Genomic DNA, 14,318 nt, shown 5'->3' with positions numbered 1-14,318 from the left:
GCCCAGCCTGCCGCGCGAGGCAATCGCCCCGCCTCCCCCTGCCGTCGCCCCGATCGTTATCGATAGAGGCCGGAGTTCTGCAACGCGTGCACGCGGAGGCGCGGGAACACCTCCTCTATCGGTCTGGTGTCCGGCAGCACGTAGACATAGCCGCCCTTCTTCTGGAACAGCGGACGCAGCGATTTCGAGTAGAACGCCCTGGGCACGTTGATGCAGCCGAAGGTGATGCGGTTGTCGTCCGGCGTCGGCGACAGCATCCGCTCGCGCCGTCCCTCCGCCTTGCCGACATCGCCCGGGATCGGATGGATCGCGACCGAGGTGGCGTAATCGACCCACAATATCCGCTCCTTGCGGAATGCCAGCCCGAATTTCGCCAGGTAGCGACCGGCGGGAGTCGTCTTTTCGGCCGGCCCGATCTCCGCGAGCGTCTTGCTGCCGACGCCGGGCGTGGCCTCGTCACCGGGTGCGATGCCGACCAGCACCGGCACCGCCGCGATCGGCTTGCCGGTGCTGTCGAACAGGAACATCGCCGCATTCACCTTGTCGACGATCACATAGGGCAGCGCGTGATTGTCCTTCGACACGCCGACCCAGTCGACGACGCGCAAGGCGCTGTCCGATGGCGATATCGGCTCGTCTGGCGACGGGGCCTGAATGGGCGCGGCGGAAGTCGGGGCGACGGATACGGCAGGTTTGGCGGACCGGGCGGCAACCGGCTTCGACCGGGTCTGGGCGACAGCCGGGAGCGGAAGGACGAGCGGCAGGCCAAGCGCCAGACCGGCAAAACCGCGAAGGACAAGGTTCATGGATTCACGGCACTCGAAAGCCGCCGATCGCCCCGTGCTATGGGGCGACCGGCGGCATCACGGGCCGTTCGGCCCGATGGTCTTCAGGGATCAGTGGCGCGGGCGCTTCGGGCGGGCTTCCTGCGCCTGCAACCGCTGCTCGACGCCATCGACGCGGCCGTTGATCTGGTCGAGACGCTGGCCCGCACTCTGCAACTGGCCGGACGCCGCCTGCGCTTCCGCCAATGCCGCCTTGGCGGTGCCGTCGGTCTGCCGCAATTGCGACTCCAGCGTGTCGACGCGCTGACTGACCGGCGCGATCTGCTCGCGGACATAGGATTTGGAGGCGCAACCACCCAGACCGACGGCTCCCGCCAGAATGACCGCAGCAGGAGCCAGCTTGAACGCAAACGAATACATGGCGATTCTTTCAGTCCTTAACCAAACGCAACAACCAAGCCGGAGCGGCGGGGTTCCAGCAATCGGGATTCTGTTCGACTGTGCATCTTCTCGGGTGGGTCGAGGCATCCCCGACCCGTTACCCGTTGAACGATCAGCCGATTTGCTGACCGTTCGAGGCTATTTGCGCGATGTCCGCTTTGGCGCGGGGGCGAACGGGTCCTCCGGGATGTCGGCCGGACGGACCGTGTCGACCGCCTTCGGGCCGGGATTGACGCGCACGAACTCGACGCACCGGCGCAGCTCGATGACGGCTGCTCCGCTTCCGGTCAGGTCCAGCCGTTCCACCGGCGTGTCGCCGCGCGCGATCGCCAGCATCGCGGACCTCGCGAAATAAGTAGGGAATTGCGGCTCGAAGCTGGTGACGAACCCGCGCTGGCCGTCAGCGATCAGGCCGACCGCGAAATGACCCGGATAGGCTCCGCTGGACAGGCGGAACGTCAGCTTCAGCCTGTCCTTCGCCTTGATCGACCAGTTATCGTTCAGCACCGTCAGATGATTGGTTCCGTCGGTGTCGATGCCCAGCAACAGCGTCGTCGCGCCCGCCCGGTCATACTTCCTGGTCAGGAAACAGCCCTTGCCGTCTTTGCTGGCGGCCACCGTCCAGCCCGCGACGTCGCGCGTCGGATAATCGCGCGCCGCCGCGGGCATGGCAGCCAGACAGCCCGCGCCGACGAACACGGTCCCGAGCAACCGCGAAGCGGGCGGTGCCGGGGGATCGGAGGAGTGCGATGTAGCCATGAAAGATCCTCGAGGTCGCGATGTCGCGCGTCGACGCGCAATCAGGTCGCCAGTCGTTCGCGATGGGGAAGGCCGCACGCCGTCCGGACCGATGCCCTTACGGTCTCCAGCAGGATCAGCGCCCTGGCGTCGTCGCGCTGAAGGCGGGCCATCGCGACGACGCCGACCATCGTCGCGATGCTCGCCGCGGCCGTCGCGGCCGGCGTCGCATGCCCCATCCGCGCCAGCAGCGCCTCGACGGCACCTGTCAGCCGCTCGATCGCCGCCGCGAACCGGTCGCGCGCCGCCGCCGGCAACCGCGACGCCTGCCCGGCGAGGATCGGGATCGGGCACGCCCGGTCGATCCTGTCCCGGTGCGCCATCGACAGATACCAGTCGATATAGCGCGACAGCGCCACGGCCGGATCGCCGTCCTCCGGTCGATCGAAGAAGGCCGCCGCCCCATCCTCGAACATGAAGGCGATCGCCTGCACGATCAGATCTTCCTTCGACGCGAAGTGCGCGTAGAAGCCGCCATGCGTCAGGCCGGCACGCGACATGACCTGCGCGACGCCGATGCGATCGGCGCCATCGGTGCGGATGACCGCCGCGGCCTCCTCCAGAACCCGCGTCCGCGTCTGCGCCTTATGCTCGCTGCCGTACCGCATCGTTCGTACATGCGGGTTCGCGCGGCAAAAACCAAGCGCGCCGGTCGCGCCGGCGCTGGTAGCCGGGCGTCAGAGGGTTCTTAATACGGGCATATCGAAAATCTGGTAGCTGCCGATCCCCGAGCGGATCAGCGGGTCCTCAGCGGTCACGTCGCGGACGTCGTCGTAAGTGGCGACCGTGTAGATCACCACGTCGTAACGTCCGTCCGCATCGTCCACCGATCCGTGCGCGGCGATCAGACCGTGGTTCAGCAGCGTCGTCTGCCAGGCGTCACGATCGCTCATCACGTTCGTTTCCACCGGCGTCATCGTTGCGAAGAAGTCCGGCCGGGGCGGTATGTATTTGCAGAAGTAGCTTTTCATGATGTTTCCCGACGTGCGGTTCCGATACGTGTCCATGGGCTGGCCGGCCGTCACGACGGCGCAGCCCTCACCCAGACGCGCGCCGTCTGCGCCGGAGCCTCCGCGACGACGGCGGTGGCGGCCAGCAACGATCCGCCGGGGGCGTAGCTGACGGAGCCGTCGGCGATCGGAAAGTCGCGCAGCGGACCGCCGTCACGATTGGCGCGCTGATAATAGGGAATTGCGCGCAGCTTCGCGCCGTCCTTCCAGCGCCCCTCCAGCGTGACGATGCCTCCCAACAGATCGGGTTGCCACGTCGCGACCGGCAGCGCGGCGACATGACCGTCGATACTCGCCTGATCCACGCTCTCGAACGCGTAGACGAGGGGGCCGTAGCGGAACGCCTCATGCCCGCGGGTCTCGGCGATCTTGTCGCTCGGACGGATACGCTGAACGGCGAGCGGCACGTCGAAGCTGATCCGGTCGCCCGCCTTCCACTCGCGGTGGATCACCGCATAGCCGTTCTCGATCACGACCGGCACGGACCGGCCATTGACCGACAGGCGCTTCACGCCGGAGACCGCGGGGCTTGCCGTATACAGGGTGCTGGTCGCGCGATCCGGCACGCGGACGTGCACGGCGAAACGGCTCGGGGCCGCCGGGTTGACAGTGATCGCCACGGCTTCCTTCCACGGATAGTCCGTCTGCTGCACCATCTCGACCTCGGTGCCCGCCACCTTGCCGACGTTGACGCGACTGCCGATGAACAGGTTCACGAACAGGGCGTCGGTGGCCTTGGCGTAGGCCCAGGTGGGGGCCATCAGCAGCGTACGAGGGATGTTGCCGACGCAGCACGGGCACGAATGCCACTTCGCCCGCTCCGTCCCGTCGAGCGGATTGGTATAGCAGAAGCTCTTACCCGTGATGTCGACCGATCCGAGCAGCGCGTTGTACATCGTCTCTTCGAGAAGATCGGCATATCTGGCGTCGTGATAGGCGAGGCTCATCTTGTACTGGAAGAAGATGAGGCCGCAGCTGGAGCATGACTCGCAATACGCATCGTTCTTCAGCGCATAGTCGACTCCGAACCCTTCCGCGGTATCGCCGCTGCCGACGCCGCCGGTGACGTAGTATTTGCGGTTCACCATATTGTCCCAGAGCGACATCACCGCACTCTGGTAATCGATGTCGCCGGTTTCGGCGGCGACGTCCGCCATGCCGGAGTAGAAATAGACGGCCCGCACCGCGTGACCGACCGCTTCGTACTGACGAACCGGCGGCACGTGGCTCTGGTCGTACTCCGACCCACCCTCCCGCGAGTCGAGCAGAAAGCGCGCAAGGCCGACATACGCGTCGCCACGCCGGCCGCCCTCGACATCGTTGACGAACCGGCCGAAGCGGACCAGCGCCTGCTCCATCTCCTGATGCCCGTCGAACCATGCCTGCTTGCCCGGTCCGATATGCGCCACCCAGCAATCGGCCAGCTTCTTGGCGGCGTCATACAGCCGCAGGTCCTTGCCGCCGGTCAGCGTGTGGTGATTGATCGCCGATTCGAGGAAATAGCCGGCAACATAGCCTTCGTGGTTCGCACGCTGCCCGGGCGACCAGCGGCGTGGCCATTCCCTGCGATCGGCGAGCGTGAACGCGGTCTGGAGATAGCCGTCGCTCTCCTGCGCGGCGAGGATGATCGGGATCCACCGCTCCAGCGTCGCACGCATCGTGTCCTGCGCCTGCGCGATCTCCCTGTCGCCGGCCGCATCCACCATCAGCGCCAGGCACATCGATTCCACGGTCTGGTGGATCCAGGCGTTGGAGAAGACATAGCCCTTGTGCGTACCGTGCGGTTCGCCGCGCAGCGCCTTGGCCGCCTCGACGAAATTGTCGATGCCGCCCTGTCCCGTCGGCAGATCGGTGCGCTCGCAATAGGCGACGCAATGGGGAATCCAGTTGACGATCAGCGACTTCACCCGCGCGTTCCACATCGGATTATCGACCGACCAGGGCGTGGTATAGACGACGTCGAGGCGCTGGGCGGGCGGCGGCGCGACGGCGCGAACGTGCAGCGTCGAGGCACCGTTCCTGGCACCCGCATTGCCGGTCAGCCGCAACACATAGTCGCCCGGCGCCGAGAACCCGGCCAGCGTGTCCGATGCCGCCGGATCGGCGAAGCTGACGTTGCCCGGGCCGCTCACCTTGGTCCAGCGCAGGTCGTCGCCCGGCGCACGGCGCACCCAGCGGGCATCGGCGGAGAGATAGGTCTTGCCACCGACGACCACGCTGCGGTCGATCCCCGCGGCGATCGCAGGAGCCAGCGACGGCAGCGCGCCGGCGCTCAGCACGCGCCAGCGCAGCACGCCGGCGGACTTGCCTGCCGCGGGCTCGACCTCAAGGCGGAGACGATCGGTGCTGAGGGGTGCGAAGTCGAACCCGTCGAACATGTCCTTGCCCAGCGTCGGCGACGTGCGCAGCGTGACCGGGACGTACTTGCCACCGTCCCAACGCAGCAATCTGGCGCTGCGCGGCAAGATCACCTCGCTGCCGTCGACCGCCCAGTACACCTCGATCCGCGACGTGGTGACGGGGTCCGACCAGCGCAGATCGATCCATTGCATGTCGCGATGGGGCCAACTGCTCCACGCGCCCTTCAGCGTGTCGGTGGAGGCGGACGGGAGCTTGGTGTCGAACAGTGTCAGCAGGCGCGGGTCCTCGCCCACGGTGGACGCGGTCGGCACGGCGACCGGCGCGAGATCGACCGCGTCGGTTCCGGCGATGACGCGCGCAGGGAACAGCGCCAGCGCCCCGACCCCCGCCCCGCCGAGCAACAGCCCGCGACGGCTGGTTCCGGTCCGACCGGCCGTGTCGCCATGGTCGTGGCCACAGGCGTCATCATCGTGATAATCACTCATCGCATCGTCTCCTGCCGGCGGCCGTCCGGCGCCGCCCGTCTGCACCCGTGTTCGCGATCCGTCGGGATGTCGCCGTTCCGGATCACAGTCATCCCATCGCCTGCCTGGTGTCTTCCAACGCCCTGTCGACCAGCATTCGCATCGCCGCCGATGCCGCAGCCCCGTCGCCCGCAACAATGGCGTCAAGCACGCGACGATGCTCGGGGATCGGATCGCGCGGCAGGGTGGACGACCGCCGCTTGAACTGCGTCGTCATGGTCACGGCGGTGCCGATGCTCGTGGTCAGCACCACCAGATAATCATTGCCGGTCGCGCGCAGGATCGCATCGTGGAACGCGCAGTCCGCCGCCTGCCCGGCGAGATGATCCATCCCGTGCCGGGCCATCGCCGCCAGCGCCGTCCGCAGCGCCTTGATATCTTCGCGGGTGCGGCGCTGCGCCGCCATCGATGCCGCCCATGGCTCCACCATGATGCGCAATTCGAACAGGCTGCGCACGATCGCCATGTCGGGCTGCCCCGAAAAGGTCCAGGTCAGGACATCCGGATCGAGCAGGTTCCAGCGGTGGCGCGGCTGCACGATCGTGCCGGACCGCGGACGGCTTTCGACCAATCCCTTTGCGACCAGCGTCCGGATCGCCTCCCGGTAGGCGCCGCGCGATACCTTCAGGGCCTCCGACCCGTCCGCCTCGCTCATCAGCACCTCGCCCGGAGCATGCTCGCCCGACACGATGGCGCTGCCCAGCCGATAGGCTACCGCCCCGCGCAGCCGTCGACCCGTTCCCCGCGTCTCCGGTATCGTAGCCAGACCGTCGGCCGGGCCGTCAGCGACGGACGCGGAGCGCGATGGTGTCATGTCCGATTGCCGCGTTTGGCGAATCTGGCCCGCGCGGTGGCGATATCCTTCGCCACCGCGTCGCGTTGCGTCGTGAAGGTGTCGTCGACGAAGGTGATCGTCGGGATCTGCCGCTGATCGATCGTCACCGGGCGATAGGTGTTGAAGCCATATTCGTGGACGCCCGTCGATCCGCGACCCGGCGCCGACCAGCTCAGATGGTTGAACGATGCGACCCTGCCGTCATTGGCCTCCGGATAGAGCGGATAACGCGGCGCCTGGCTCATCGGGATGAAGCCCATCTGCGCATCATATTGCATCTCGGCGATCGCGGGGACGCCGGGGTGACGACGGGCGAGCCCATCCACCAGATCGCGCGCACCGATCAGCATGTCGCCTTGCGTATTATTCTCCCACAATCCGCAAATATCGAGGAAATAGGCATCGACCTTCAGCCGGTCGATCATCGCCGAGATGCGACCGGCCAGATGGTCCCGCCAGCTTTTCACCGCGAGGTTCATGAACACCATGGACCCGTCGCCCTTGCGATCGCCGTCCCAATCGACGTAATTAGCGGGAAAGGGCGCGTCGTAGACGGCGACCAGCCGGGCGTCGGCCACCGCGGCGAACGCCGGCGAAGCGGGATTGGCGACGTTCGAGCCGAACATCAGCGCAAAGCGGAAGCCCAGCTTGCGCCCCTCCGCGACCAGCCGATCGAGGCCGGCCTGTCCACCGGGTTTCGCGCCGGACACGAAGGCGGGATAGTCCCAGTAATATCGCGCGTCCCACCCCGGCAGGAACACCATCACGGTCGCGGGGTCGATCTGGCGCGCGATCCACCGGAGGATCTCCAGCTGGCGCGCGAAGTCGTTGAAGACGTAGCCGGTCCAATGTTCGCCATGCAGCGCGACGACGCAGGCGATGTGCTTCATCCACTCGGGAGCATCCGGCCTGCCCGCGAAATCGGGGATCGACCATGATCGCTCGACCGACGTGAAATGTCGCCGTGCCGCGGCCGCGATGTCGGCATCCGGGGCGATCCGCCAGCCGCAACTGGTGACGTCGCCGCGCCGGTCCCAACCGGCCTGCTCGTACAGCAGTTCGATCTTGTATCCGTCGGGGCCCGGCAGGAAGGCGAAACGTGCCGGCCGCACCTCCTTCTGGAGCGCGGACAAGCCCCAGACGCGGCCCTTGCCGCTGTCGATCGCCATGAAGGGCGTGGCCATTCCGCCCATCAACATGGGATATTCGAACACACGCTCGGCATCGCCGAGATCCTGCCAGTCGTCCGCGGCCATCGACACCCGTCCGCGCGGCAAGCCACGCACGATCGTCTTCAGCGCCTTGACGGGGATGTCCATCGTGGCGGACACCGTCCACTCGACCGCGCCGTCGGCGGCGCGGGTCAGATCGGCGACCAGCTTGCCCGCGCGGCGTTGCTGCCCACCGGCCCAGGTCAGGCCCGTCGCGGTCAGGCGCAGGGTCTCGTCGCTGCGCTCGACCGACACCGTCGCCGGGTCGATGCCGTAATTATTCTCGAACGTGATGACCTCGAACCCGAAGATCAGGCCGCCGAAGGAGACCGAGGGTTCCGGATTTGCGAAGCTGAACTTCATCACCCCCGGTCCGCGCGGCGGCGTATGAACGTCGTCGACCGACGTCAGCAGGCGCAGCCCCGCGGGATTGGCGGTGCGTGCCTGCGCCGCGACCGTGCCGGGTGCCAGTACCGCGCCGCTCGCCGCGGCGGCACCCGCCAACAGAACGCGACGTGAAACCATGCTGTCGTCGATCATCGAAATCTCCCGTTCCTCGAATGGCCGCGACCATCCGGGCGCGAACGGCCCGGATGGTCCGGTCGGTCAGATGCCGCCGCCCAGTTTGATCTGCACACCGGCATAGATGCGGCGATTCTCCAGCGCATCCTGCGCGAAGAAGCGCTCGTCCTGGAACGACCGCCGGATCAGCGACTGGGTCAGGTTGACGCCGCTGAGGATCAGATTGACCCGCGGGTTCAACGCATAGATCAGATTCGCGTCGAGCTGCCCGAATGGCGTACGATAATCCGGCCGCCCGCGCGGATCGTTGCTGGTCGCCTCCAGCAACTTGCTACGCCACACCCAGTTGACGTTCGCGCTGATCCCGTACTTCCGGTATGTTCCGGAGAGCTGGTAATTGTGCCGCGTGATCTGTTCGTACGGAACGATGTAGCCGGCAGCGTTCGGCGACCTGGTCCCTTCGACGTACGTGTAGCTGCCCTGCACGCCCAGTCCCGAAAGCGGGCCCGGCAGGAAGCTGAACGTCTGGCGATACCCCACCTCGCCGCCGGCGACATAGCCGTCGGTGGCGTTGACGGGCCGGGTGATCTGGAAGCCGGCCACGGCAGCCTGCGTCGTCTCGTTGCGGATGAACCCGCTCACGTCCTTGTAGAAGCCGGCGGTGTAGATGCTGTTGTCGGGGCCGAAATAATATTCCAGCGAGGCGTCGAGCTGGTCCGCGCGCAACGGCTTCAGATCGGGATTGCCGGACGATCCGATCCGATCCTGGAAGTTGAGCGTGGTGATCGGCGCCAGCTGCGCGAACCCCGGACGCGAAACCTGTTGCGAATAAGCCAGCCGCAGGAACAGGTTGCGGGCCAGCGTCAGGCGCAGATTGGCGCTGGGCAGGACGTCGACATATTTGCTGCCGGAGCTCTGCGGCGCCAGCCCGGTGGTCGTGACGCCGCCGACCGTGGTGTTGATCGTCCGCGTACCGTTGAGCGTGAAATCGGTCTGGACCACGCGGACGCCGACGTTTCCGTCCACGGGAATCCCGAAGACCGGCACCGCGAACGTCGCCATACCGTAAGCGGAAATCACCGTCTCCTTGCCGTCATAGGCGGATGCCGGCGCATCGGGGACACCCCCCGCGACGCCGAACTGGCCGCGTGTCCCGGCGAGGTAGCGCGTCAGCACGCGCGGACCGAAGCTCGCCCATTGCCGCTGCGATATCGGCGTGTTCTCGTACAGGTCGTTGGCGGTCAGTTCGGTAAGGCGGCTGTCGACGACGCTGCCGATCGTCGCCGGTATGCCCGCACCGCGAAATCCGCCGGTATGACCGATCGTACGATCGTCGTAGCGTAATCCCACCTGGATCGTACGAAGCGTTCCTTCGAAGTTATACGTCCCGTCGAGACGCAGGGCGATGTCCTCGCTCTTGTCGCGATTGATATATTCGAAGAAGTTCGAAAACTTGTAGTTGGCCGGATTGGTCTGATCGACACCGCCGATCACGAAGGACGGATAGCGGGCATCGGCATTGTACGCCACCGTCGGGGCGGTGGTGGTCATCGCGATACCGCCCCCCGGCCCTTCGAAAGTGGAGCGGGTATAGGCGGCGTCGAAGCTGATCGTCGCAGCATCCTGCTTGTAGGTCGCGTTGTATCCCGCCTGGAACGCGTTCAGCGTGCCGCCGAACACGTCGAGACCGGATTCCACCGGCACGTTGCGGTAATTGCCCGACCGGAAGGCATTGCTGTTCGGATACAGCGCGAAGGGTCCGGTGGCGACCGCGCCGCGCGCGGCGCCGGTCACGGGATCGGAAGCCTGCGCGCCGAGCGCCACGCTCAGATTCTGCAATCCGCCGGTGTTCGACGTGCTGTTGTAGAGCACGTCCACCACCATCTCCAGCGCGTCGTTCGGACGCCACTGCGCCGAACCATAGCCGGTCGCCAATTCCTTGTTGTTGAAGAAGTACCGCTTGTACACGGAGGTCGGCGCGTCGATGTTGGTGCCGCCGGGGCCGGTCTGGAGCGTGTTGCCGTTGGTCGTCAGCAGGTCCAGCCCGTTGCGCTGCCGCTGGAAACTGCCGCCCACCAGGACACCGACATCGCCGATACCGGTCTGCCAGCGGTCGGAGGCATAGGCAGAGACGATCGGGTCGACCTTGCCGTCCAGATTGGTGTGGACGCCCTTGGCGGTGATGGACGCGGCGAACCCGTCGAAGTCGAACGGACGGCGTGTGCGGAAGTCGACGATGCCGGCGATGCCGCCCTCGATCTGGTCGGACGTGGGCGTCTTGTAGACCGCGACACCCGAGACCAGGTCCCCGGGTAGCGTCGCGATATCGAAATTGCGACCGATGCCACTCGGGAAATTGCGGCCGTTCAGGCGGTTCTCGGTCTGGCTCAGACCACGGATCGACACGATGCCGCCGCCGCCGCCCTGCGACACCTGCAGGCCCGGCACGCGCCGGACGATGTCGATCAGGATGGTATCGGGAATGTTGCGAAGGTCGGTCGTGGTGAGCACGCTGACCGATTGTGGCGCGTCGCGTTTGATCTGGCTGGTCGTACTGAAACCCAGCCGCTGGCCGGTGACGACGATGTCGGCGACGTCCGATTCCGCCGGCGCCGCCGGCTCGCCCGGTGCGACCTGCTCCTCCGACGTCGGGGCATCCGCGGTCCGCGCCTGCGTCTGCGCCTGGGCGCTGCCGATCGCACCCAGACCCACGATGGACATCATCAGTCCATTGTACAGCCAGCGATCATATCCGGTCTTCTTCATCATACGTCTCTCCCCTGCGATGCTGCGCATCGTCGTTTATGCTTGCTGGATGTTGTATCGGACGGACTCAGGCCCTCGTGCCGGGCCGTTCCGCATGGCGGTCATCGTCGCTTCCCCAGCCGGACGCTGGCACCGACGAAGAAGCGCCGGCTTTCGTCGAACGTCTGGTTGATGAAGCGGTGATCCTGGAAATATTCTCGCGTGCGCCGTTGCAGCACGTTCAGAACGCTGGTCGTCAGGTCGATCCGCGCCGTCACGGGTATCGTGATGGTCGCGTCGCACTGGCCGTAGGGATTGCGGAAAAGCGGCCGGCCGACGGCGTCGCCGCTGGACAACTGGGCGATACGGCTGCGCCAGACCCAGGTGACGCCGGCAGATACTCCGGCACGGTCATAGGTCAGCGCGACCGCATGATTATGCCGCGACATCTGTTCCAGCGGCACGCTGAACCCGGCACCATTGTCTTGCGTGAAGCTGTCGATGAAGGTATAGCTGCCCTGCAATCCCAGTCCGGCGAGCGGACCGGGCAGAAAACGCAGTTGTTGCGCGAAGCCCGCCTCCACGCCGCCGATCCAGCCCGCATCCGCGTTGACGGGCCGGCTGATGAGGAACGTCCGGCCGTCGATCCGCTCCGCCGCGGTCCGCGTGCGGATGAAACCCTGCACCTGCTTGTAGAACGCCGCCGCATACAGGTTGCCGCCCCGGACCGGATACCATTCCAGCGCGGCGTCGTACTGCCACGCGCTCAGCGCGCTCAGGCGGGGATTGCCCGCGTCGCCGATCGCGTTGACGAAATCGAGCGTGACGGTGGGCGACAGCAGGGTGAACGACGGGCGCGTGATCTGCCGCGACCACGCCAGACGCAGGTAAAGCTGGCGATCGAGATCGGCCCGCACGTTGATGCTGGGCAGCCAATGGTCATAGTGGCGATCGAATTCGAAGGCGGTGCCGGACGCGGTCGACGGACCACTGATCGACAGATGCGTGGCGGCGTACCGCAGCCCGGCATTGCCATCGATCGGGATGCCTGCCGCCACCACGCCGAACGTCGCCTCGACATAGCCGTTGGTGACCATCTCTCGCGCCTGATAGTCCGGTTCGGGATCGCGTTCGGGCGCGTCCGGACGCAGGCCGAACGCACTTCGCAGCGCGGCTACCCGGCTGATCGCCAGCGCCCCTCCGGCGGGGGCGCTCCAACGCGCCTGCGGATAGCCGGAGGTGAACAGCCGGCCCTGACCATCCCCCACGACCCCGCTGTCCTCCACCGGGACGATGCCGGCGGGTGCCAGCGCCATCGACAGGCCGACACGATGATCCACGTATCGTCCGGCCGAACGACCGCCGAACTTCAGGGCCTTGATCGGACCGTCGAACGCCCGGACGCCGTCGAGCCGGATGTTCGTCTCGCGATTGTCGTCCCGGATACCGAGATCGCTGTAGGTGGCGAAGCGCCATGCTTCGGGGCGCGTCTGGTCGACGCCCGATATCGTGAAATACGGGAGGTTGCCGTCAACGCCATAGTCCAGTTGCGGCGCCGCGGCGCGGAGCGTGGCGGTAGGCGCGCGATATTGGAAGCGGGTTCCGGTCCGCGCGAGATTGACCAGCAGGCTGAGCGGCCCTCGTTCGTAACGGCCGCTCAGCCCGTATTGGCGGGTTTCGAAGTAGCCCTGGCCACGCGCGGTACTCGATACCAGCGGCACCTGCGTCCATCGGCCGCCCCGCACCGCCCGCGTGTCGGCGTACAGATCGAAGGGACCGCTCGCCACGCCATCGGCCAGCAACGCTGTCAGGGATGTCGTCGTGAAATCCAGCGTGCTGCGATTGTAGAGCAGGTCGCCGCTGATCTCGATCACCGGATCGGGCCGCCACTGCGCCGACGCATAGCCGGCGTCCAGCGTCTTCGTACCGCGAAGATAGCGCTTGATCGCATTGGCCGGCGCATCGATGTCCTGACCGGACGCCATCGCTCGCAATGCGTTGGTGTCGATCCGGAAGATGTCGCCCGCGACATCCTGTGCCTGATGGCTGGCCCCGATCAGAAGACCGATCTCGCCTGCGTCGGTTGTCCAGCGTTGGCCGGCATGCCCGGACACATAGGGCCGGACCTGGCCGTCCAGATCCCCATACGCGCCCTTGACCGTCGCGGTCGCGCTGGCCGCCGCCGCGTCGAACGGGCGCCGGGTGTGAAAGTCGACGACGCCGCCGATTCCCCCCTCGATCTGGCTCGCAGACGGCGTCTTGTACACGTCGATGCCCGCAACGATGTCGGACGGTAGAGCCGCGATGTCGAAGCCGCGGGACAGCGTGCTCGTAAAATTACGGCCGTTGAGGCGGTATTCGGTCTGGCTCAGGCCCCTGATGGTGATGACGGCACCTGCGGCCCGCACCGACGATTGCACACCGGGGATGCGCCGCACCACATCGGCCAGCGACGTATCGGCAACCTTGCGGATGTCGTCATCGCTCAGCCCGCTGACCGATTGCAACGAGCGCCGCTTCACGTCCGTCGGATCGCCGCCGTCGAGGCGCGTACCGATCACGACGATGTCGACGCCGTCGTTGTGCGCCGCGGGCGGGCGGGACGCGACCGGTCGTGGCCGATCGACGGGTACGGCGGCCAGCACATAGCCGCCGTCGATCACCCGGAACGCCAAGCCGGTGCCCGCAAGCAGCCGGGCGAGACCCAGATCGGGGTCGAGGCGCCCGGCGACCGCCGTCGCGACCTTGCCGCGAACGAGCGGCGGGGCGAACCCCACCGACCGCCCCGTCTGACGCGAAAACATCCGCAGGGCGTCGACCAGATCGGTCGCCGGGATCCGGAGCAGACGCGGAAGCTGCCGGACGCGCGACGCGGACTTCGGGGCACGCTGCGGCGACGCCTGCGCAGCACGCCGGGCTGCTGCGATATCGACGGTCGGAACCGTCAGCAGAGCCGTCATCCCCAGCAGCTTGCCCATCAGGCGCGTCACCCCCCTGCTCCCACGCTCTGCTCCGATCTGTGCCGAGCCGAGCATATGAGTGAGGACGCGGCGGGCTTTGAAACCCGTACTACTAGTACTAACTTA

The 14,318-nt window shown here is 66.7% G+C and carries 10 protein-coding genes; all 10 read right to left on the bottom strand.

Features of this window, described 5'->3' with window-relative positions; translation table 11 throughout:
- Positions 1-56: 56 nt before the first annotated feature.
- The 10 genes from ASG07_RS00185 to ASG07_RS00140 all read right to left on the bottom strand — a co-directional run bounded on the left by ASG07_RS00185 (position 57) and on the right by ASG07_RS00140 (position 14,222).
- Positions 57-806, bottom strand: a complete 750-nt coding sequence (locus ASG07_RS00185) for a hypothetical protein (RefSeq protein ID WP_156361670.1) — start codon at positions 804-806, stop codon at positions 57-59.
- Positions 807-896: 90 nt separating this feature from the next.
- On the bottom strand, positions 897-1,205 hold the full coding sequence (locus ASG07_RS00180; RefSeq protein ID WP_055840583.1) for a hypothetical protein: 309 nt from the start codon (positions 1,203-1,205) through the stop codon (positions 897-899).
- 159 nt (positions 1,206-1,364) lie between these two features.
- Positions 1,365-1,985, bottom strand: a complete 621-nt coding sequence (locus ASG07_RS00175) for a hypothetical protein (protein WP_055840580.1) — start codon at positions 1,983-1,985, stop codon at positions 1,365-1,367.
- Positions 1,986-2,026: 41 nt separating this feature from the next.
- Positions 2,027-2,632 carry a TetR/AcrR family transcriptional regulator gene (locus tag ASG07_RS00170; RefSeq protein WP_055840577.1) on the bottom strand — a complete coding sequence of 202 codons (606 nt, stop codon included), beginning with the start codon at positions 2,630-2,632 and terminating at the stop codon, positions 2,027-2,029.
- A 69-nt stretch (positions 2,633-2,701) separates the two neighbouring features.
- Entirely contained in the window at positions 2,702-3,049 is a 348-nt protein-coding gene (locus ASG07_RS00165; RefSeq protein WP_201780932.1) for a hypothetical protein, read from the bottom strand.
- A complete protein-coding gene (locus ASG07_RS00160; protein ID WP_082474475.1) occupies positions 3,046-5,880 on the bottom strand; it encodes a glycoside hydrolase family 127 protein in 2,835 nt (944 codons plus the stop codon). Before ASG07_RS00160 ends, ASG07_RS00165 begins: the two co-directional genes overlap by 4 nt.
- An 88-nt stretch (positions 5,881-5,968) precedes the next feature.
- On the bottom strand, positions 5,969-6,733 hold the full coding sequence (locus tag ASG07_RS00155) for a FadR/GntR family transcriptional regulator (protein WP_055840567.1): 765 nt from the start codon (positions 6,731-6,733) through the stop codon (positions 5,969-5,971).
- Positions 6,730-8,505 (bottom strand): hypothetical protein, encoded by a 1,776-nt coding sequence (locus ASG07_RS00150; RefSeq protein WP_055840564.1) that lies wholly within the window; start codon positions 8,503-8,505, stop codon positions 6,730-6,732. The genes ASG07_RS00155 and ASG07_RS00150 overlap by 4 nt, the downstream gene beginning before the upstream one ends.
- Before the next feature lie 66 nt (positions 8,506-8,571).
- A complete protein-coding gene (locus tag ASG07_RS00145) occupies positions 8,572-11,253 on the bottom strand; it encodes a TonB-dependent receptor (RefSeq protein WP_168377280.1) in 2,682 nt (893 codons plus the stop codon).
- A 101-nt stretch (positions 11,254-11,354) separates the two neighbouring features.
- Positions 11,355-14,222, bottom strand: coding sequence for a TonB-dependent receptor (locus tag ASG07_RS00140; protein WP_055840559.1), 2,868 nt, complete (start codon positions 14,220-14,222; stop codon positions 11,355-11,357).
- Between the last annotated feature and the right edge of the window lie 96 nt (positions 14,223-14,318).

The organism is Sphingomonas sp. Leaf343, assembly GCF_001423765.1.
Classification (GTDB): domain Bacteria; phylum Pseudomonadota; class Alphaproteobacteria; order Sphingomonadales; family Sphingomonadaceae; genus Sphingomonas.
Note: the sequence above shows the minus strand (reverse complement) of the source record. Positions and strands in the feature narration are given on the sequence as shown.

Bases quoted from the DNA above. Each gene is read 5' to 3' on its own strand.
- ASG07_RS00185 (WP_156361670.1), bottom strand. From the start codon at position 806: ATGAACCTTGTCCTTCGCGGTTTTGCCGGTCTGGCGCTTGGCCTGCCG.
- ASG07_RS00180 (WP_055840583.1), bottom strand. From the start codon at position 1,205: ATGTATTCGTTTGCGTTCAAGCTGGCTCCTGCTGCGGTCATTCTGGCG.
- ASG07_RS00175 (WP_055840580.1), bottom strand. From the start codon at position 1,985: ATGGCTACATCGCACTCCTCCGATCCCCCGGCACCGCCCGCTTCGCGG.
- ASG07_RS00170 (WP_055840577.1), bottom strand. From the start codon at position 2,632: ATGCGGTACGGCAGCGAGCATAAGGCGCAGACGCGGACGCGGGTTCTG.
- ASG07_RS00160 (WP_082474475.1), bottom strand. From the start codon at position 5,880: ATGAGTGATTATCACGATGATGACGCCTGTGGCCACGACCATGGCGAC.
- ASG07_RS00155 (WP_055840567.1), bottom strand. From the start codon at position 6,733: ATGACACCATCGCGCTCCGCGTCCGTCGCTGACGGCCCGGCCGACGGT.
- ASG07_RS00150 (WP_055840564.1), bottom strand. From the start codon at position 8,505: ATGATCGACGACAGCATGGTTTCACGTCGCGTTCTGTTGGCGGGTGCC.
- ASG07_RS00145 (WP_168377280.1), bottom strand. From the start codon at position 11,253: ATGAAGAAGACCGGATATGATCGCTGGCTGTACAATGGACTGATGATG.